Origin of the sequence: Nocardia seriolae NBRC 15557 (genome assembly GCF_007990715.1) — a bacterium.
GTDB lineage: Bacteria > Actinomycetota > Actinomycetes > Mycobacteriales > Mycobacteriaceae > Nocardia > Nocardia seriolae.
In genome coordinates this window covers 13,781-33,934 of the sequence record NZ_BJWY01000083.1, presented here as the reverse complement: position 1 = coordinate 33,934, position 20,154 = coordinate 13,781, and the positions used below count along the sequence as shown (strand labels likewise).

16 protein-coding genes and 1 tRNA gene are annotated in these 20,154 nt (G+C 67.5%); 8 read left to right on the top strand and 9 right to left on the bottom strand.

The genetic code is table 11. The annotated features are described in order from the left end of the window. Positions 1–176 precede the first annotated feature (176 nt). The 4 genes from NS2_RS23330 to NS2_RS23315 form a co-directional block, all read right to left on the bottom strand. A tRNA-Val gene (locus NS2_RS23330) sits at positions 177–248 on the bottom strand. Between the two features lie 61 nt (positions 249–309). Then, positions 310–774, bottom strand: coding sequence for a peroxiredoxin (locus NS2_RS23325; RefSeq protein WP_033086992.1), 465 nt, complete (start codon positions 772–774; stop codon positions 310–312). A gap of 131 nt (positions 775–905) precedes the next feature. Next, entirely contained in the window at positions 906–1,328 is a 423-nt protein-coding gene (locus NS2_RS23320) for a DUF3052 domain-containing protein (protein WP_033087024.1), read from the bottom strand. Positions 1,329–1,465: 137 nt separating this feature from the next. Next, entirely contained in the window at positions 1,466–2,023 is a 558-nt protein-coding gene (locus NS2_RS23315) for an Rv2240c family protein (RefSeq protein ID WP_033086993.1), read from the bottom strand. A gap of 243 nt (positions 2,024–2,266) precedes the next feature. Between NS2_RS23315 and aceE the strand changes: the two genes are divergently transcribed. The 7 genes from aceE to dctA all read left to right on the top strand — a co-directional run bounded on the left by aceE (position 2,267) and on the right by dctA (position 12,386). Continuing rightward, positions 2,267–5,155, top strand: a complete 2,889-nt coding sequence (gene aceE / locus NS2_RS23310) for a pyruvate dehydrogenase (acetyl-transferring), homodimeric type (protein WP_373867325.1) — start codon at positions 2,267–2,269, stop codon at positions 5,153–5,155. Between the two features lie 45 nt (positions 5,156–5,200). Beyond that, positions 5,201–6,502: a PucR family transcriptional regulator gene (locus tag NS2_RS23305; RefSeq protein WP_373456079.1), complete on the top strand. Its 1,302-nt coding sequence runs from the start codon at positions 5,201–5,203 to the stop codon at positions 6,500–6,502. A 128-nt stretch (positions 6,503–6,630) separates the two neighbouring features. Further along, entirely contained in the window at positions 6,631–7,545 is a 915-nt protein-coding gene (locus NS2_RS23300) for an ACP S-malonyltransferase (RefSeq protein WP_033086996.1), read from the top strand. Between the two features lie 95 nt (positions 7,546–7,640). Continuing rightward, complete coding sequence (acpM, locus tag NS2_RS23295; RefSeq protein WP_033086997.1) at positions 7,641–7,946, top strand: meromycolate extension acyl carrier protein AcpM; 306 nt, start codon at positions 7,641–7,643, stop codon at positions 7,944–7,946. Between the two features lie 11 nt (positions 7,947–7,957). Continuing rightward, positions 7,958–9,208, top strand: a complete 1,251-nt coding sequence (locus tag NS2_RS23290) for a KasA/KasB family beta-ketoacyl-ACP synthase (RefSeq protein WP_033086998.1) — start codon at positions 7,958–7,960, stop codon at positions 9,206–9,208. 196 nt (positions 9,209–9,404) lie between these two features. Next, positions 9,405–10,835, top strand: coding sequence for an acyl-CoA carboxylase subunit beta (locus tag NS2_RS23285; RefSeq protein ID WP_033086999.1), 1,431 nt, complete (start codon positions 9,405–9,407; stop codon positions 10,833–10,835). 141 nt (positions 10,836–10,976) lie between these two features. Next, positions 10,977–12,386, top strand: a complete 1,410-nt coding sequence (gene dctA, locus NS2_RS23280) for a C4-dicarboxylate transporter DctA (RefSeq protein ID WP_052086211.1) — start codon at positions 10,977–10,979, stop codon at positions 12,384–12,386. 6 nt (positions 12,387–12,392) lie between these two features. On the opposite strand, the gene NS2_RS23275 is transcribed toward dctA, so the two are convergent. After that, entirely contained in the window at positions 12,393–13,784 is a 1,392-nt protein-coding gene (locus tag NS2_RS23275; protein ID WP_033087000.1) for an FAD-binding oxidoreductase, read from the bottom strand. A 254-nt stretch (positions 13,785–14,038) separates the two neighbouring features. Here NS2_RS23275 and NS2_RS23270 point away from each other — a divergent pair, with 254 nt between their 5' ends. Then, positions 14,039–16,480: a serine/threonine-protein kinase gene (locus NS2_RS23270; protein WP_052086212.1), complete on the top strand. Its 2,442-nt coding sequence runs from the start codon at positions 14,039–14,041 to the stop codon at positions 16,478–16,480. Positions 16,481–16,552: 72 nt separating this feature from the next. On the opposite strand, the gene NS2_RS23265 is transcribed toward NS2_RS23270, so the two are convergent. From NS2_RS23265 to NS2_RS23250, 4 genes are all read right to left on the bottom strand, one after another. Beyond that, positions 16,553–17,011: a hypothetical protein gene (locus NS2_RS23265; protein WP_033087001.1), complete on the bottom strand. Its 459-nt coding sequence runs from the start codon at positions 17,009–17,011 to the stop codon at positions 16,553–16,555. Between the two features lie 93 nt (positions 17,012–17,104). After that, positions 17,105–17,638: a DUF3145 domain-containing protein gene (locus tag NS2_RS23260; protein WP_033087027.1), complete on the bottom strand. Its 534-nt coding sequence runs from the start codon at positions 17,636–17,638 to the stop codon at positions 17,105–17,107. Positions 17,639–17,778: 140 nt separating this feature from the next. Beyond that, on the bottom strand, positions 17,779–18,591 hold the full coding sequence (locus tag NS2_RS23255; RefSeq protein WP_033087003.1) for a serine hydrolase domain-containing protein: 813 nt from the start codon (positions 18,589–18,591) through the stop codon (positions 17,779–17,781). 63 nt (positions 18,592–18,654) lie between these two features. Then, complete coding sequence (locus NS2_RS23250; protein ID WP_045437516.1) at positions 18,655–20,094, bottom strand: amino acid permease; 1,440 nt, start codon at positions 20,092–20,094, stop codon at positions 18,655–18,657. Positions 20,095–20,154: the final 60 nt, after the last annotated feature.

Below are 20,154 nucleotides of genomic sequence, written 5' to 3'. Positions count from 1 at the left end.
CGACACTAGCAGCCGTCCACCGACGCCGAACCTCACAGCACTCTCATCGATGTGGAACACGAACCGCTACAGACACATAGCAGCTAACTCTCAGTGCTACACGATTGCGAACACAAATCACTTCCAAGATCGAAGCTGATACACAAAAACCCAGGCATGACCTGGGTTTTCGGGAGTGGGCGCAGAGGGGATCGAACCCCCGACCGCTGGTGTGTAAAACCAGTGCTCTACCGCTGAGCTATACGCCCGGACTGCCCGGCGGGGCCGGGGTCGGATTGTGCTGCCGGACGCGGGGTCCGGAGGCACGGGTTATGAATCTAGTGTGGCGAGGGCTTTTTCCCAAGCTTGCTGGTCACGGGGCTCACCGGGGCCGTTCATTTCGGCGAAGCGGATGATGCCGTCCTTGTCGACGACGAAAGTGCCGCGGTTGGGGTAGCCGGATTTTTCGTTGAAGACGCCGTAGGACTGGGAGACGGCGCCGTGGGGCCAGAAGTCGGACAGGAGGGGGAAGGTGTAGCCCTGTTCGGCGGCCCAGATTTTGTGGGTGGGGGGTGGGCCTACCGAGATGGCGAGGATTTCTGCGTTGTCGTTCTGGAACTTGGGGAGTTCGTCTCGGACCTTGCAGAGTTCGCCCTGGCAGATGCCGGTGAAGGCCAACGGGTAGAAGACGAGCAGGACGTTCTTCTCGCCTCGGAAGCTCGACAGGGAGACTTCCTGGTTGTTCTGGTCCTTCAGCGTGAAGTCCGGTGCGAGCGTACCGACCTCGAGCGGCATGGCTACCCCTCCATCCTGTGTCCTGGCGCAGCGCCGGGCCCGCGAAAGGACCCGCGCACCGGGCGACTCGTGGTGGAGGCACGGGGCATCCACCACGGTCGCTCGGTTGACTGAAACCTTAGTGGAGGGTCTCAGCGCTGTTTGGAGGGCGTCTTGGGCTGGGTCAGCTTGGTGCCGGTCCAGGTGCCCAGGGACACCGGGGTGGTCGCGGTGAGGCCGGCGGGGGTCGCCGACTCGCCGATTTCGCTCGGATCGACATGGCCGGGCTGACCGGTCTTGGGGGTGAGCACCCACACGACGCCGTCGTCGGCGAGCGGGGTGATCACATTCAGGAGCTCGTCCACCAGGTCACCGTCACCGTCCCGCCACCACAGCAGTACGACGTCGACCACCTCATCGGTGTCTTCGTCGAGCAACTCGGAACCGGTGGCTTCCTCGATCTCGGCGCGAAGCGCGTCGTCGGTATCTTCGTCCCAGCCCAGTTCCTGAACCACCATGTCGTGTGTAATGCCAAGCTTCTGAGCGTAGTTCTGCGCGTCCGCCGCGGCGACCACGGTGGTGTCCTCCTCAACTCCAGACAATAGGTAGTTGCAAGCGAACATGGTAAAAGCCCCCAACGCAAGCCGATCGGCCGAATTCGCACCCTAAATGTCGTATGTGAGACCAATGGGACCCGAAGGACAGGTCGGTTTCACTTGCCCGGGCAGGCGTTCCGAACAGCGGTTAGAGCGTCGTTGACCTTCTTGCTCGCGTCGTTCAGCGGCGCCACCGACGACCCGCCCGACATCTTCCGGATCTCCGCGGCCAGCGAGCGCGCCGCGTTCACATAGTCGGTGAGCTTGCCCGCGAGATCGGCGGGCAGATCCGCCCGGGTCGCGTTCAACTCGGTCTCGATCGTCTTCGCCGCGTCCTCGAGCGCCCCGGCCGCCGCGTCCCGCTTCGCCACTTGGTCCGCGGCGCTGGCGTCGTGCGCGTCCACGAACTCGTTGTAGCGGTCGACCGCGGTCCCGGCGGTCTTGCGGAACGGATCGCAGTTGTCGGCCGTGGCCTTGGCGACCTGCGCCGCGGCCTTGGACGAACTGGCGGCCGCCGCGGACGAGGACACCTCGGCCCGGTACGAGGTCACCTGAGCCTGATCGACCGTCGGGGTACCCTCGACCGTGTTCGCGCAGCCCGCCAGCATCAACCCCGCCGCCACGGCCGCGGATGCGCAAACCAATCCGAACCCCCGCGGGTTCAGCAGCTTCACTTGAGTCCTCCCCGATCCAGCGCGGCGGTGGTGGATGGCGTCGCGAGCGGCGCGATTCCCTGCGCAACCGTACTGGATTTCCGGCTGACATGATGACCTGGGCCGCATCATCGGCAAGGATGTGAGATGCGCCCCAGACCGATCGTTACGGGTATGCCGCCGACCAGCGGATACCCGGGGTATTGACGCCACACCCGATGTCCCACCCCATGTGTACGAGGAGCAATCGTCTTGACGGACTTGATGCACCCTACTTCGTCGAACTCCGCCAACGGTTCCCCGGGACCGGACGCCGGATCGACCCGCAAATCCCCGGCGGGGGGCCGGGTTCGAGTGATTCGCGAGGGGGTGGCGTCATACCTGCCGGACATCGATCCGGAGGAGACCAGCGAATGGCTCGACTCCTTCGACGAAATGCTGACCCGCGAGGGCCCCGGCCGCGCCCGCTACCTCATGCTGCGCCTGCTGGAACGCGCCGGTGAGCGCCATGTCGCGATCCCCGCGCTGACCTCCACCGACTACGTCAACACCATCCCCACCGAGAACGAGCCCTGGTTCCCCGGCGACGAGGAGGTGGAGCGCCGCTTCCGCGCCTACATCCGCTGGAACGCCGCCGTCATGGTGCACCGCGCCCAGCGCCCGGGAATCGGTGTGGGCGGCCATATTTCGACCTACGCGTCCTCCGCGGCGCTCTACGAGGTGGGCTTCAACCACTTCTTCCGCGGCAAGGACCACATCGGCGGCGGCGACCAGGTTTTCATCCAGGGCCACGCCTCGCCGGGCATCTACGCGCGCGCCTTCCTGGAAGGCCGCTTGACGCCGGACCAGATGGACGGTTTCCGTCAGGAGTACAGCCACGGCGGCCCGGGCCACGGCCTGTCGTCCTACCCGCACCCGCGCCTGATGCCGGACTTCTGGGAATTCCCCACGGTGTCAATGGGTCTGGGCCCGATGAACGCCATCTACCAGGCCCGGTTCAACCACTACCTGCACGACCGCGGCCTGAAAGACACCTCGGATCAGCATGTTTGGGCATTCCTGGGCGACGGCGAGATGGACGAGCCGGAATCGCGCGGCCTGATCCAGGTGGCCGCCAACGAGGGCCTGGACAATCTGACCTTCGTCATCAACTGCAACCTGCAGCGCCTGGACGGCCCGGTCCGCGGCAACGGCAAGATCATTCAGGAGCTGGAGTCGTTCTTCCGCGGCGCGGGCTGGAACGTCATCAAGGTGGTCTGGGGCCGCGAGTGGGACGCCCTGCTGCAGGCCGACCGCGACGGCGCGCTGGTGAACCTGATGAACACCACCCCCGACGGCGACTACCAGACCTACAAGGCCAATGACGGCGCGTACGTGCGCGAGCACTTCTTCGGCCGCGATCCGCGCACCAAGGAACTGGTCAAGGGCCTCTCCGACGCCCAGGTCTGGAACCTCAAGCGCGGCGGCCACGACTACCGCAAGATCTACGCCGCCTACGCCGCGGCCATGGCGCACCAGGGCCAGCCGACGGTCATCCTGGCCAAGACCATCAAGGGCTACGGCCTGGGCAAGCACTTCGAGGCCCACAATGCCACGCACCAGATGAAGAAGATGACCCTCGACGATCTGAAGGCGTTCCGCGACCTGCAGCGCATTCCGATCACCGACGCCGAGCTCGAGGCGAATCCGTACCTGCCGCCGTACTACCACCCCGGCATGGAGGCGCCCGAGATCCAGTACATGATGAACCGCCGTCAGCAATTGGGCGGTTTCGTGCCCGAGCGCCGCACGATGGCAAAGCCGCTGCAACTTCCCGGCGACGAGGCCTACCGTTCGGTCCGCAAGGGTGCGGGCAAGCAGCACGTGGCCACCACGATGGCCTTCGTGCGCCTGATGAAGGAGCTGTTGCGCGACAAGGAGATCGGCAAGCGCATCGTCCCGATCATCCCCGACGAGGCCCGCACCTTCGGCATGGACTCGTGGTTCCCGTCGTTGAAGATCTACAACCGCAACGGCCAGTTGTACACGTCGGTCGACGCGGATTTGATGCTTGCCTACAAAGAGTCGAGCGTCGGCCAGATCCTGCACGAGGGCATCAACGAGGCCGGTTCGACCTCCAGCTTCACCGCGGTGGGTACCTCCTACAGCACCCACGGCGAACCGATGATCCCGCTCTACATCTTCTACTCGATGTTCGGTTTCCAGCGCACGGGCGACGGCCTGTGGGCGGCGGCGGACCAGATGGCGCGCGGCTTCGTGCTCGGAGCAACCGCCGGGCGAACCACGCTGACCGGTGAAGGTTTGCAGCACAACGACGGTCACTCGCTGTTGCTGGCCTCCACCAACCCGGCCTGTGTCGCCTACGACCCGGCCTTCTCCTTCGAGATCGCCCACATCGTCCGCGACGGCATGCGCCGCATGTACGGCGGCGGCGTGGTCGCGGGCTACCAGGAGTCGCTGCCCGGCACCGATCCCGAATCGCACTCGGCGCACCACGAATTCGGCGGCGAGGACATCTTCTACTACATCACCCTCTACAACGAGCCGTATGTGCAGCCGGCCGAGCCGGAGAACATCGATGTCGAGGGCCTGCTCAAGGGCATCTATCTCTACAAGCCCGGTTCGGCGGGCATCCTGCGCGCGAACATCCTGGTCGCCGGCGTCACCATGCCCGACGGCCTGCGGGCCCAGGAGATGCTGGCGCACGATTGGAACGTGCAGGCCGATGTGTACTCGGTGACCTCGTGGGGCGAGCTCCGCAAGGAGGCGCTGTCGAAGGAGATCGCGAAACTGCGCCACCCGGACGAGGATCCGGGCCAGCCCTACATCACCCAGATCCTGTCCAAGTCGCGCGGCCCGTTCGTGGCGGCCTCCGACTGGATGCGCGCGGTGCCCGATCAGATCCGCCAGTGGGTGCCGGGCGAGTACATCACGCTGGGCACCGACGGTTTCGGTTTCTCCGACACCCGCCCGGCCGCGCGCCGCGTGTTCAATGTGGATGCCGCGTCCATCGTGGTCGCCGCGCTGCAGGGCCTGGCCAATCAGGGCCGGATCGCACAGGCCACGGTCGCCGAGGCGGCGCGTCGCTACGGGATCGACGATGTGAACGCCGCGCCGAAGGCGGCACCCGGTACCGAGGGCGGCGACGCATAACCGAACATATTTACCGTGGAACGTAAACCGCCGAGGCCGCGCCGGATCAATGAAGAGGGCACCTCATCCCACGAGGTCTATCTCCCCACCGGCGCGCTCTCCCCGAATCGGCAGACGCGCGACCCGCTTCCGGACACCCTCCTGAAACGGGTCAAGCAGTTCTCCGGTCGCCTGTCCACCGAGGCCGTGGCCTCGATGCAGGATCGGTTGCCGTTCTTCGCCAATCTGGACGCCGCCCAGCGGGCCGGGGTGCAGATGCTGGTGCAGACGGCGGTGGTGAACTTCCTGGAATGGCTGCAGGACCCGGAATCGGACATCCGTTTCAGTCTCGATGCCTTCCAGGTGATTCCCGACGATCTGGCGCGGCGGCTCACGCTGCGCCAGACCGTCGACATGGTCCGGGTGGCCATGGAGTTCTTCGAGCAGTGGCTACCGGCGCTGGCGCGCAACGACCGTCAGCTGGTGGCCCTCACCGAGGCGGTGTTGCGCTACGGGCGCGAGCTCGGTTTCGCCGCCGCCTCGGTGTACGCGTCGGCGGCCGAGTCCCGCGGCGCGTGGGACACCCGATTGGAGGCCCTGGTCGTCGATGCCGTGGTGCGCGGCGACACCGGGCCCGAGATGCTCTCGCGCGCGGCGACTCTCAATTGGGATGCCACCGCACCCGCCACCGTGCTTGTGGGCACTCCCCCCAAGGATCAGGTGGCCGTTGTCAGTTCCGTACATAGTGTGGCCGCCCGGCACGGCCGCAATGCGCTCGCCGTGGTGCAGGGTTCGCGGCTCGTCATGGTAGTCAGCGGACATCTCGGGGACCCGCAGTTCCCGTCCCAGTTCCTCACCGATCTGCTCGCCGAGGCGTTCTCGGAGACCCCGGTGGTGATCGGTCCGACCATGCGGACGCTGTCGGCCGCGCACGTCAGCTCGGTCGAGGCCATGGCCGGTATGGAGGCCGTGGTGGGCTGGCGGGGCGCGCCGCGACCGGTGCACGCCTCCGAACTGCTGCCCGAACGTGCCCTGCTGGGTGACCGCGCGGCCGTGGACGCCCTCAACGAGCATCTCGTGTTACCGTTGGCCGCCGCCAGCGCCGATCTGTCGGACACCCTGGATGCCTATCTGGACTGCGGTGGAGCCGTCGAAACCTGTGCCCGCCAGCTGTTCGTTCATCCAAATACGGTGCGCTATCGCCTCAAGCGGATTGCCGACATCACGGGCCGGGATCCCATGAATCCGCGCGATGCCTACGTGTTACGTATCGCGGCCACAGTAGGCAGACTGACTCGAACCCGTAACGAATCGCCCACTCCTGCCACTGATGTGACTCCCGTCACAGACCCCTCGGATGGGGTGTAACAAGATCTGCGGATCGGGCGATCCGGACAACCCACTTGGTCTTTTGTGGACTCCTCACAAAAGAGCCATGCAAGCTTCATTCGCGCCGACATCTCGTGAGAGCGCCGCCACAGTGTTTTCTTAATCCCGTGATCGCATTGCTCGCCCCTGGACAGGGCTCTCAGACACCCGGCATGCTCACCCCTTGGCTCGAACTTCCCGGCACCGCGGATCGCGTGGCGCTCTGGTCGAAGGCCGCGGGGCTGGACCTGCTGCGTTTGGGTACGACTGCGACCGCGGAAGAGATCGTGGACACGGCTGTCACCCAGCCGCTCGTCGTCGCGGCCGCTCTGCTTGCTTTTGCCGAAATCCCGCAGGATTCGCTTCCCGCGGATACCGTCGTCGCCGGACACTCGGTCGGCGAATTCGCCGCCGCCGCCGTCGCCGGAGTCATCTCCGCCGATGACGCGGTGGCCCTGGCCGCCATCCGCGGGGCGGAGATGGCCAAGGCTTGCGCACTCAAGCCGACCGGCATGTCCGCGGTGCTCGGTGGTGACGAGGCGGCAGTGCTCGCCCGGCTCGAGGAACTCGGCCTGGTTCCGGCCAACCGCAACGCGGTGGGCCAGATCGTGGCGGCGGGTAAGCTCGAGGCGCTCGAAGCCCTTGCCGCGAACCCGCCCGAAAAGGCCCGCGTCCGTGCACTCCCGGTCGCAGGCGCCTTCCACACCGCGTTCATGGCACCCGCCCAGGACGCGGTGGCGGAGGCCATCGCGAAGATCGCTCCCAGCGAGCCGGTCCGGACCCTGCTGTCGAACTTCGACGGGCAGCCGGTCAGCTCCGGTCAGGATGCGATCGACAAGCTCGCTGCTCAGGTCACGCGCCCCGTGCGCTGGGACCTGTGCACCGAAACGATCCGTGCGGCAGGGGTTTCCGCGGTGGCAGAGTTGCCGTCGGCGGGCACCCTGGTCGGCATCGCCAAGCGGGAGCTCAAGGGCACCCCGAATCTGGCGCTGAAGACCCCCGCGGACCTCCCCGCGCTCGCCGAGCTGACCGCAACCAGCTAGCTTGGCTCGCGGCCCGCTCCCATCAACGGCGATGGAGCAATCGGGTCGCAAAAACGAATATCCCCACCCCTCAACAAAAGTAAGGAGCCACCACAGTGGCCGCTCTGACCCAGGAACAGATCGTCGAAGAGCTCGGCAAGATCATCGAAGAGGTGACCGGTATCGAGCCCTCCGAGGTCACCATCGAGAAGTCCTTCGTCGACGACCTGGACATCGACTCGCTGTCGATGGTCGAGATCGCCGTCCAGACCGAGGACAAGTACGGCGTCAAGATCCCCGACGAGGACCTGGCGAGCCTGAAGACCGTCGGCGACGCGGTGGCGTACATCCAGAAGCTCGAGGCCGAGAACTCCGACGCGGCCGCCGAGCTGAAGGCCAAGTTCGGCGCCGAGGGCGAGTAGGAACCGACACCGTGACCACTCCTTCCACCTTGAACGGGAACTTCCCCAACGTCGTCGTCACGAGCATGGCGGCGACCACGTCGATCGCCGGTGACGTCGATGCGACGTGGAAGGGCCTCCTCAACGGCGAGAGCGGCATCGACACTCTCGAGGACGACTTCATCACGGAGTACGACCTCCCGGTGCGAATCGGCGGCCACCTGAAGGTGTCGCCGGACACGCTCCTCGACCGTGTCGAGATCCGTCGCATGGCGTATGTCGAGCGACTGGCCATCACCCTCGGTCGCGAGGTGTGGAAGAACGCCGGTTCGCCCGAGATCGATCCGCTGCGACTGGGCGTCGCCATCGGCACCGGCCTCGGTGGCGGTGACGCGCTCATCGACTCGGTCGACAAGCTGAAGAACGGCGGCTACCGCAAGATCTCGCCGCTGGCGGTTCAGATGGTCATGCCGAACGGCCCTTCGGCCGTCGTCGGTCTCGAACTCAAGGCCCGGGCGGGAGTGATCACTCCGGTCTCGGCGTGTTCGTCGGGTTCGGAGGCCATCGCCAACGCGTGGCGGATGATCGTCATGGGTGACGCCGACATGGTGGTCACCGGCGGTGTCGAGGGCTTCATCGACTCGGTGCCGATCGCGGCGTTCTCCATGATGCGGGCCATGTCGACCCGCAACGACAACCCGAAGGCGGCCTCGCGCCCCTTCGACAAGGACCGCGACGGCTTCGTCTTCGGCGAGGCGGGCGCGCTCATGGTCGTCGAGACCGAGGAGAGCGCCAAGGCGCGCGGCGCCACCATCCACGCCCGGCTCATGGGCGCGGGTATCACCTCCGACGGGTTCCACCTGGTGGCTCCCGATCCGGAGGGCGCCGGTGCGGCTCGCGCCATGCAGCGCGCGATGCAGACCGCTGGGTTGTCGCCCAAGGACGTCACCCACATCAACGCACACGCGACGTCCACCTCCGTCGGTGACACCGCGGAGTGCAACGCGATTCACAAGGCGGGCGTCAAGCACGCCTCGGTTTACGCACCCAAGTCGGCACTGGGTCACTCGATCGGCGCCGTCGGCGCTCTCGAGTCGATTCTCACGGTACTCAGCATCCGGGACGGCATCGTCCCCCCGACGCTGAACCTCGAGAACCAGGATCCGGCGATCGATCTGGATGTCGTGCACGGCGCGGCGCGTCAGCAGGACATCCAGTACGCGATCAACAACTCCTTCGGTTTCGGTGGGCACAATGTCGCGCTCGCCTTCGGCCGGTACTGACGCGCAACTCAGAAGAACCGCGCACTTCTAGAACCGGTCAGTAAGACAAGCGGTCCCGGCAGGGGATCTCGGATCGAGATCCCAGACCCCACGGTGTTCATTCCAAGAGCCCCTGCCGGGATTTCGACATTTCGCAGCCGCTCTGAGTCCGCAGCCGTACGGAGCGACCGCACTTCCTTTATGAGGAGAGTTCGCGATGACCATCATGGCTCCCGCACATGCGGATACCACCACCGATCCCCGTGACCCGCTGGGTCGGTTGCAGCGCTTCTTCGATCCCGGAACCGTGCTGCCGCTCCACCCCCGCGACAAGTCCGGCGTGCTGGCCGCCATCGGTGAGATCGACGGTGTGCGCACCGTCGCGTACTGCTCCGATGCGACCGTGATGGGCGGCGCCATGGGCGTCGAGGGTTGCAAGCACATCGTCGATGCGATCGATACCGCCATCGACTCCAAGATTCCCGTTGTCGGCCTGTGGCATTCGGGTGGCGCGCGGCTGGCGGAGGGCGTCGAGGCCCTGCACGCGGTCGGCCTGGTCTTCGAGGCCATGGTGCGCGCGTCCGGCCAGGTCCCCCAGATTTCGGTGGTGCTCGGCTTCGCCGCCGGTGGCGCCGCCTACGGTCCCGCGCTGACCGACATCGTGATCATGGCCCCGGAAGGCCGTGTCTTCGTGACCGGACCCGACATCGTGAAGACGGTGACCGGCGAGAGCGTCGACATGGAGACCCTGGGCGGCCCGATCACCCACGGAAAGAAGTCCGGCGTGTGCCACATCGTCGCCGATGACGAACAGGACGCCATGCACCGTGCGCGCCGCCTGGTCTCGATGTTCGCCGAGCAGGGCGAATTCGACCTGGCCGCTGCCGAACACGGCGATGTGGACCTCAAGGCCATGATGCCCGCCTCGGCCAAGCGCGCCTACGACGTGAAGCCGATCATCAACGAACTGCTCGACAATGTCGACGGTGAAAGCACTTTCGAGGAACTGCAGGGCGGCTACGCCCGCTCCATGGTGGTCGGCCTGGGCCGCCTCGGCGGCCGCACCGTCGGCGTGCTGGCCAACAACCCGATCCGCATGGGCGGCTGCCTCAACTCCGAAAGCGCCGAGAAGGCTTCGCGTTTCGTGCGCCTGTGCAACGCCTTCGGCATCCCGCTGATCGTCGTCACCGACGTCCCCGGCTACCTGCCCGGCGTCTCCCAGGAGTTCGAGGGCGTGGTCCGCCGCGGCGCGAAGCTGCTGCACGCCTTCGCCGAGGCCCGCGTCCCCCGCGTCACCCTGGTGACCCGCAAGATCTACGGCGGCGCCTACATCGCCATGAACGCCCGTTCCCTCGGCGCCACCGCGGTGTACGCGTGGCCCGGTTCCGAGGTCGCCGTCATGGGCGCAAAGGCCGCGGTCGGCATCCTCCACAAGAAGGCCCTCGCCGCCGCCCCGGAATCGGAGCGCGAGGCCATGCTCGAGCGCCTCACCGAGGAACACGAGCGCATCGCCGGCGGCGTCGAGCGTGCCATGGCCATCGGCGTCGTCGACCAGATCGTCGAACCGGCCAAGACCCGCTCCACCATCGCGGCGGCACTCGCGGCGGCCCCGTCCCGCCCGCAGCACAACAAGAACATCCCGCTGTAGTTCAGCGGCAACGCAATAGCGGGCGGTCTCCGCGGAGACCGCCCGCTGTCGTTTGCATCGGCCGCCGTGTACAAAACTTACGAAATTTCGACGATACATGCGTGATACAGCATGGATACTCGAGGTTTCTAGCGTGCGGGCATGGCAGAGACGCTCGGAGGCGGGGTGGCGGTGGGGCCGCGGACGCCGTGGTATCGGTCGATGTTCGTGCAGCTGCTGATCGCGGTGGTGGCCGGGATCGTGGTGGGCAGGATGTGGCCGTGGCTCGGGACCGATCTGAAGCCGTTGGGGGACGGGTTCATCAAACTGATCAAGATGGTGATCGCGCCGATCGTGTTCTGCACGGTGGTGCTGGGGATCGCGCACGTGGGGAATTTGAAGTCGGTGGGGCGGATCGGGGTCAAGGCGCTGATCTACTTCGAGGTGGTGACCACGTTCGCGTTGCTGTTCGGGTTGCTGGTCGGGAATCTGGTGAAGCTGGGGGCGGGGTTCAGCATCGATGCGCAGACGCTGGCGACCGGGGCGGATCAGATCGCGAAGACGACGCAGAAGGCCGAGCTGCCGCATACCGTCGACTTTCTGCTGAACATCATTCCGACGTCGCTGGTTTCGGCGTTCGCGGAGAACAAGCTGTTGCAGGTGCTGTTCGTTTCGGTGCTGTTCGGGCTGGCGCTGGCCCAGTTCGGGGAGAACGGGCCGCCCGTGGTGCTGGAGGCCATCGATCACGTCAGCCGGATCCTGTTCATCGTGATCGGGTGGATCATGCGGCTCTCGCCGCTGGGGGCGTTCGGGGCGATGGCGTTCATCGTCGGGCAGTATGGGCTGAAATCCCTTGGCACGTACGGGAAATTGATCGCCGCCTGTTATGGGGCGGCCCTGTTGTTCATCCTCGTACTGGCCGCGATCACCCGGATCTTCGCGGGCGCGAGCCTGTGGAAGTTCGTGCGCTACATCAAGGATGAGCTGTTCGTGGCGTTGGGTACGGCCTCGACCGAGGTGGTGCTGCCGCGCATCATGACCAAGCTGGTGGACGCGGGCTGCTCGCGCGCCACCACGGGTTTGGTTGTGCCGACCGGCTATTCGTTCAATCTGGACGGTGCGACCCTGTATCTGGCGATCTGCGTGCTGTTCCTGGCGCAGGCGCTGGGCGTGGATCTGAGCGTGGGCGAGCAGCTCACCGCGGTGGCCGCGCTCATGCTCACCTCCAAGGGCATGGCGGGAGTGCCGGGTTCCTCCTTCCTGGCGCTGTCGGCGACCGTGAGCGCCATCGGGCACGGCTCGATTCCCGTTGCAGCCGTGTCGATTTTGCTCGGGGCGGACCGACTCATGGATTCCATGCGGGTCACGGTCAACCTGCTCGGCAACTGCGTCGCCACGCTGGTGATCGCCAGGTGGGAGGGGCAGCTGGACTCCGAGCGGCTCGCCCGGGTGCTGGACGGGTTGCCGGTGGAGCCGCTGTCCGACCCGGATCCCATGGCCGAGTCGGCCCACATCGCGGAGCCGAATCCGACGAGCGAACCGGATCCGACGGGCGAGCCTGCGCGCGCGTGAGCGGTGTCAGGCCGGGGGGATGTTGGCGTTGTGGTGGAAGACGTTGTCGGGGTCCCAGGTTGCTTTCAGGGCGGTGAGGCGGGAGTACTTGTCGCCGTAGGATTCTCGGACGCGGGCGGAGTCCTCCTCGGCGAGGAAGTTGACGTAACCGGCCGACGACGCGGCGTGCGGGCGCAAGGCGTCCCAGAGGTCGCGGACCCATTGGCGTTCGGCGGGGAATCCGGCCGGATCCGGGGTGAGGGCGCTGATGTTGATGACATAGCAGGGGTTGCGGGGACCGCCGAAAGCTGTTTCGCTGTCGGCGATTTCGCTGTAGCGGCCATGCAGCGGGAAGATCGGGACGATGGTCATCGGCGAGCTGCGCAGCGGGAAGCGGGTGACAATGGTGTCGAGCACCTCGTCGGACAGCTCGTTGACGTAGAGGGCCTTCTCGTAGCCGAACAGACCGGCCGGGGTGCCCTCGTCGAACATCTGCTGCAGCGCGGTGTACGGGATGGGGGTGACCAGTTCCCAGGCTGGGGCGGGTGCGGCATCACGCAGGGGCTTGATCACCGCTTCGAGCTCTTCGGGTGCGCCGAAACCGGCCACGGCGACACTGAATCCGGGCTGCCCCTGATACACCTCGGGAACGAACGGGGCAGGGGGTCCGCAGACGCCGAAGGCCCCGGCACCGTAGACATCGGGCAGGGACTCGATCAACGCGCGGCCCGCCCGCAGCCCCGCGGCACCGTTTTCGGGGGTCCACCACAGCATGGCCAGCTGGGCCAGCGGCGACACCTCGTGCAGGGCGAAGGTGAAGGTGGTGACAATGCCGAAATTGCCTCCGCCGCCGCGCAATCCCCAGTGCAGCTCGGGATTCTCCTCCGGCGAGGCGGTGACGATCCGGCCGTCTGCGGTGACCACTGCGGCGGTGACCAGATTGTCGCAGGCCAGGCCGCAGCGCGGGGTGAGCCAGCCCATGCCGCCGCCGAGGGTCAGGCCGCCGATTCCGGTATTGCTGATGAACCCACCGGTGACCGCCAGTCCGTGCGCGGTGGTCGCGGCGTCGACCTGACCCCAGGTGGCACCGCCGCCGCAGCGGGCGAGCTTGGCCTCGGTATCGACGACGACCGTGTCGAGGTCGCGCAGATCGATCATCATGGCATCGTCGGCCACCGCGTGACCGGCATAGTTGTGGCCGCCGCCGCGCACCGTCAGATCCAGCCCGTGCCGGCGCGCGGCCAGCACCGCCGCCGCCACCCCGGCCGCACTGGTCGGCCGCACGATCACCGCCGGGCGGCGATCGAAACATCCGTTCCAGACCTGCCGGGCCGTGTCGTATTCGGGATCGCCGGGGGTGATCACCACCCCTTCGACGCTGGTACGCAGCCCCTCGAAATCGATGTCCGCAGTCGTCATCGTCCCGCTCCTTCGATATTTTCCGCCTCGATGAACGAACCCAGGCTGCGCTACGCGACGGCACCAGCACATCGGTCGTTCGCCCTATCGACAGCACCTTGTCTCGTGCCGCTATCCGGGGATAACGGACGCAAGCGCACCCGGGTTCATCCCATCCGCGCGACCGGGCCCGGGTCGGCGATTCGCCGGGCGGGCGCTCGGGGCCGGGCGTATGGTTGCCTGGCTGGCATTGGGTTCTGGCGGAGGCGGGCGGTATGCGGCTCGAACCCGGGGCGGAGTTCGCGGGATTCACCATCGAGCGGGTGCTCGGCACCGGCGGCATGGGCGTGGTCTACCTGGCCCGGCATCCCCGGCTGAATCGCCTGGTCGCCCTGAAGGTGCTCAGCGATGTGATCGCCACCGACGCGCGGGGGCGGGCCCGTTTCGAGCGGGAGGCCGCACTGGCCGCCCGGCTGGAGCATCCGAACATCGTGGCCATCTATGATCGCGCGGGAGCCGACGCCGAAACCCCTTGGCTCTGTATGAAATTCATCGGCGGCGGCGACGTGTCACAGCTGCTGGCCGCCCGGCACGGGCCCCTCACCACCGACGAGTCACTGCGCATCCTCACCGATGCCGCTCACGCCCTCGACCACGCCCACCGCCACGGCATCCTGCACCGCGACGTCAAACCCGCCAATATCCTGCTCGACCCCTCCGACCACGCTCCCGACCGCGCCGTGCTCACCGACTTCGGCATCGCCCGCGCCCTCGACGACACTCTCACCGCCACCGGCATGGCCGCCACCTTCGCCTACGCCGCCCCCGAACGCTTCCACGGCGCCCCCGCCGACCACCGCGCCGACGTCTACTCACTCGGCTGCACCTTCTACGAATTGCTCACCGGCACAGAGCCTTTCCCCCGCCCCGACCAGGCCGCGGTGATCGCCGCCCACCTCAACACTCCCCCACCCCGACCACTGGACACCCGCCCGGACCTACCACCCGGATTCGACGACATCATCGCCACCGCCCTGGCAAAGAACCCGACCGACCGCTACCCGACCTGCGGAGCCCTCGCCGACGCCGCCACCGACATCCTCGCCCGGGCGCGCGCCGCACGCGGAAACCCCCGCACCGCACCGACTCTCGAAGCGCCACCGAGACCGGAGTTCATCGAGACCCTCCCACCCGCGCCACCGGCACCGGCCACGCACGCGATCCCTTTCACCGAGTCGAATCAAGCCGTCCCACCCGGCCCGGAATCCACCGAGATCAGCCAGGGCACACCATCCGCGGACCTGAGGCCGAGCTCTACCCCAGACACCGAATCCGCCGGAGCACCGAGCGCGATCGACGCCCGACCCGAATCCACCGGCGACCCCCGACCACCCGACTCGACCCGCACCCCACCCGGCGACCCGGACCGGCCCGCAACCGGTCCCCGCGCGGATGCCGCAGTCTCACGACCGGAAGGCGGGCCACGGGTCGATTCGGCACCGGGGTATCCACTCGATCCGTTGCCGGAGTCGATCCGGGTCGGGCTCGACAGCCCGCACCCCGAGATCCGGCGGGGAGCGGTGCAGGCGCTCGGCACCCAGCTGCCCTCCGGGGACGAGCGGAGAGCCGATGCCGCACGGAAAGCACTGCGGCACATAGCAACCCACGACAACCCGGTGGTCGCGCCGGCCGCACGGGAAGTGCTGGGCGGGGCCGCGACATTGGACAGCCCGCGGCTTCCCCGGGCGCGCTCGGAACCCGGCGCGAGGTCGGCCGCCCGGGCCGAGCCGACTCTGAAAGCCTTGCGGCACAGCGAAGCACACGAGAGTCCCGGCGGCGGAGAGCCTCCGGTCGCCGTTGGAAGCCGAGGTGGCCGATGGAGCGCGGTAGCCTCCTGGATGTCCGGGGTGTTCGCGATTATCGGAGCGGTGCTGCTGCTCGTCGCTCGGTTCACTCCGGGCGCGGTGGACCACTACGACGAGAGCCGGATCGATCCACTCGGCTATCACGGCGATTACTACCTGGTCGGTCTGGCAATCGCAGCCGCCATCGCCGGTGCCTCCGTTCTGATTCCGCGCTGGCGACGCGGGATCGGCCAGGGTCTGCTCGTGGGGCTCGCGGTGGTCGGGGTGTGGGCGACCATTGTCGTCGAGGTCCTCGGCAACCGGCTGAACCACGGGGAGGCCCACAGCTCGGGCGACTCGATCTCGACCGCGATCGGCTTCACCTTCGCGACGTACGGCCACATTTGCCTCGTTCTGGCGGGTATTTCCGCACTCCTCGCCCTGTGGCTCGCGCGCAGCTTCGACATCGGCCCGCGCCTGCCCCGCGACCCGCTGTCGATCGTGATGCTGGTCCTCGCGCTGCTCGGCGCCACCGCGATCGGCTTCACCCACTCGCAGTTCGGCGGCTGGGACTTTCTGAGCGGCGACTACACCTGGATCACCGTCTCGGCGGCCGCCACCGCCGCGGTCCCGATAGCGATGCTGTTCATGGGATCTCGCACCTTGGCCGCCGCGATCGCCATCGGCTGGGCACTGGGCGGCCTGTTCATGTGCTTCTTCTTCTACTCCTTGGGCCGGCACCTCGACACCTGGCTACCCCAGGCCCCCGACGGCGACGGCAACCCCAGCGCCACACCCGTCCGCCTGCTGGCCCTCACCCTGCTCGCGCTCATAGCGACAGCCGCCCTCTCCCTCCGCCGCGCCCGGCGCTGAATCGTCGAGCGGCTTATCGAGCAAGGGGATTCGCACAGCGGATTCGGCGCACCGGTGCCACTCGATGATTCATCAGGAGAGGAGACGGACCCGGTCGGCGGATTCGTTCTGGCTGGAGCATTCCTGGAAGGGGTTGGGGGTGCCCTGACGTTCGCCGCAGACCCAGCGGACGGTGTCGACGGTGACGGCTATGTCGCCGTCGGATTGTTTGCCGCGCTCGTCGGCGTAGGCGGTGACCACCGAGATCGCGGTGGGGCAGAAGTCGTTTCCCTTGGCGGTGGAGGCCACTACCGCCAGGCCCCAGGGGCCGGTGCCGCAGTGGACGGCCTCGTGTCCGGCGGCGGGGAACGGACCGGAGGTGGGCGCTGCGGGCTTGGGGTGGCCGGAGGCTGGGGAGGCGCCGGGTGCGGCGTTGTCGTTGCAGGCGGCGAGGGTGAGGGCCGTCGTGACTGCCAGTGCCGCGCCCGCGATCTTCGCCGTTACCCTTGCGATCTTCGCTGTCGCCCCTGCGATCCCGGCTGTGGTCCGCACGAAAGCCTCCTCGTCGGTGTCCCCTTGGGCATTCTGCCCGGTTCGCGGGGTTCGCGAGGGATGCCACGCGTGTTTGGCGCGGCGGGTGGCGTGTCAGCCGACGTCGCGGCGGAGCCAGGTGACTTCCGCGCCGTCGCCGCCGAGGCGGTAGGGCTCGAGGATGTCGTCCCAGGGGGCGCCGAGGGCGCGGTCGATGGCGGCCGCGATCTCGGTGGCGGAGCTGCGGCCGTGTGCTCGGGCCTCGGCGACGATGGCGCGCAGGCGGTTCTCGCCGACCATGATGTCGCCGCCGGCGCCAGTGAGTCCGGTCCAGAGGCCGAGGCCGGGGACGAAGGAGAAGCGTTCGCCGTCGACGCCCTCGCTGGGGTCCTCGGTGACCTCGAAATAGAGGACCGGCCAATCTCGCAATGCTCTGGCTAATCTGCCCCCGGTGCCGACCGGGCCGTACCAGTCGGTGGTCGCCCGCAGGTGTCCGGGATCGGCGGGCTGGGCGGTCCAGCGGAGTTTCGCGGGTGCCTTGAGGGTGGAGGTGAGTGCCCATTCGATATGCGGGCACAGCGCGGCCGGCGACGAATGGATATAGACGACTCCAGACGTCGCCTCCGCGAACTGACTAGACGCGCGCACCACTGACACCTCCGGCTCGACGAGGGACGTCTTCCCCAACGGCCCCTGCCCGAGCTCGGCGTTGCCCGAGTTTACTGGAGTGTTCGGTGTTGCGGGTGTTACTTAGTGCACGTGTCGTTCGTCGTCGATCACAGTGGGTACTACGCGAACTCCGCGATGACGCCATTGCTGAGCGGTGGCCACGCGGTCCGGGCCCAGTCTCCGAAATTTTCGTCCGCGAGCGCCAGACACGCCATGCCGACGTCCGGGTCCACCCAGAGAAATGTCCCCGACTGCCCGAAGTGCCCGAAGGTGCGCGGCGAGTTCGCGGTTCCGGTCCAGTGCGGTTTCTTGTGGTCGCGGATTTCGAATCCCAGTCCCCAGTCATTGGGGCGCTGCGACCCGTATCCGGGCAGGACGCCATTGCGATCCGGGAATTGCACTGTGCTTGCTTCAGAAACCAATTCGGCACTGACGACAGCCGGTTCCAGCAATTCCTCGGCGAACCGCAGCAGATCTGCGACCGAGGAGCGGCCCGCGTGCCCGACCGGGCCCACCAGCGCCGAGGCGGTCATGCCCAGCGGCTCGAAGACGGCCTCGCGCAGGTACTCGTCGAACGGGATGCCGGTCTGCGCCGCAACGAAATCGGCGAGCACCTCGAACCCGGCGCTGGAGTAGATGCGCTTGGCACCGGGCCGGGCCAGCACGTCGGTGGTGTCGAAGGCCAGGCCGGAGGTGTGGGCGAGCAGGTGCCGCACGGTGGATCCGGGCGGCCCCGCGGGCTGGTCCAGCTCGATCGCGCCCTCCTCGACGGCCACCAGAACCCCGTACGCCACAAGGGGTTTGGTCACCGAAGCGAGCGGATAGACCTTCGCGGTGTCCCCTTCGGAGTCCACCACGCCCTTACCGCGCACGACGACACCCGCCGCCGCGTTCCGGACCGGCCACTGTCGAATCTGATCGAGCGCTCGCACGGGCCCAGCCTACTGCGTCCGATCGGCCCCTCGGCCGCGCTCCTGGGGCGGATCGGTCCCCGATTACGAACGCACTTCGGGCACCGCAATTTCCGCCGTCACGAACCGGTTCAGGCCCGAGCGACGGCGGCCGTAGCCGAAGTACACGACCAGCCCGACCGCCGACCACAGGGTGAAGGCCAGCCAGGTCACGCCCGGCAGGTGCCACAGCAGCCACACGCACATGGCGACGCCGATCACCGGCACCACCGGCACCAGGGTCCGGAAGGTGCGCGGCAGGTCGGGTTTGGTGCGGCGCAGCACCAGCACGCCGATGTTCACCAGCCCGAACGAGACCAGGGTGCCGATATTGGTGGCGTTCACCAGCTCTCCGAGCGGCACCAGCGCCGAGAGCACGGCCACCACCCCGCCGACGATGAGGGTGTTGACCGTCGGCACCCGCTGCTTGCCGACCCGCGAGAAGACCCCGGGCATGAGCCCGTCGCGCGACATCGACACCAGGATGCGGGTCTGCCCGTAGAGCACGGTCAGCACCACCGAGGCGATGGCGATGACCGCGCCGCCGGCGAGAATGGTGGCGGGCCAGCCGCGTCCGGTGACCTGTTCCAGCACAGTGGCCAGGGACGCGCCCGAACTGCTCACGTCGTCGATGCCGACCGCGGCGACCGCGGTCAGCGCCACCGCGACGTACACCAGCGTCACGATGCCGAGCGAAATGATGATGGCGCGCGGCAGATCCCGCTGCGGGTTCTTGGCCTCCTCGCCCGCGGTGGAGGCGGCGTCGAAGCCGATGAAGGAGAAGAACACCATCGAGGCCGCCGCACCGACGCCCGAGACGCCGTAGGGCGCGAAGGGATGCAGGTTCGAGGAGCTGAAGGCGGTGACTGCGACGCACACGAAGAAGATCAGCACCGCGATCTTGATCATGGTGGTGGCGGTGGTGACCCGCGAGCTCTCCTTGATGCCGCCCAGCAGCACCACCGTCGCCAGCAGCACCACGATGGCCGCGGGCAGGTTGAACACCCCGCCGCCGCCCGGCGGCTGCGCCAGCGCGTCCGGAATCCGCCAGCCGACGGTCGAGCCGAGGAACTCGTTGAGGTACTCGCCCCATCCGACCGCCACCGCCGCCACCGAGACGCCGTATTCGAGCAGCAGGCACCAGCCGCACACCCAGGCCACGATCTCGCCCAGCGTCGCATAGGTATACGAGTAGGCCGAGCCGGACACCGGCACGGCACCGGCCAATTCGGCATACGACAGCGCCGAGAACAGTGCGGCCACCGCGGCGATCACGAACGAGACGACGACGGCGGGCCCGGCCAGCGGCGCGGCCTCACCCAGGACGACGAAGATGCCGGTGCCCAGCGTCGCGCCGACCGACAGCGAGATCAGCGGGATCAGTCCCATGCTGCGGCGCAATGCGGTGTGCTCGCCGTCGGATTCGATCTGTTCGACGGGCTTGGTCCGCAGCAATGATGCGGTAATCCGTTGGATTCCGGGCATGTACGGCCACGCTACCGGCCGGGAGCGGTGTTTCACCCATCAGGGTGGCCGTGTCCAGGG

What these genes read in the sequence shown, in the direction of transcription:
- NS2_RS23325 (WP_033086992.1), bottom strand. Translation starts at nt 774, where the DNA reads ATGCCGCTCGAGGTCGGTACGCTCGCACCGGACTTCACGCTGAAGGAC.
- aceE (WP_373867325.1), top strand. Translation starts at nt 2,267, where the DNA reads ATGCACCCTACTTCGTCGAACTCCGCCAACGGTTCCCCGGGACCGGAC.
- NS2_RS23285 (WP_033086999.1), top strand. Translation starts at nt 9,405, where the DNA reads ATGACCATCATGGCTCCCGCACATGCGGATACCACCACCGATCCCCGT.
- dctA (WP_052086211.1), top strand. Translation starts at nt 10,977, where the DNA reads ATGGCAGAGACGCTCGGAGGCGGGGTGGCGGTGGGGCCGCGGACGCCG.
- NS2_RS23275 (WP_033087000.1), bottom strand. Translation starts at nt 13,784, where the DNA reads ATGACGACTGCGGACATCGATTTCGAGGGGCTGCGTACCAGCGTCGAA.
- NS2_RS23270 (WP_052086212.1), top strand. Translation starts at nt 14,039, where the DNA reads ATGCGGCTCGAACCCGGGGCGGAGTTCGCGGGATTCACCATCGAGCGG.
- NS2_RS23250 (WP_045437516.1), bottom strand. Translation starts at nt 20,094, where the DNA reads ATGCCCGGAATCCAACGGATTACCGCATCATTGCTGCGGACCAAGCCC.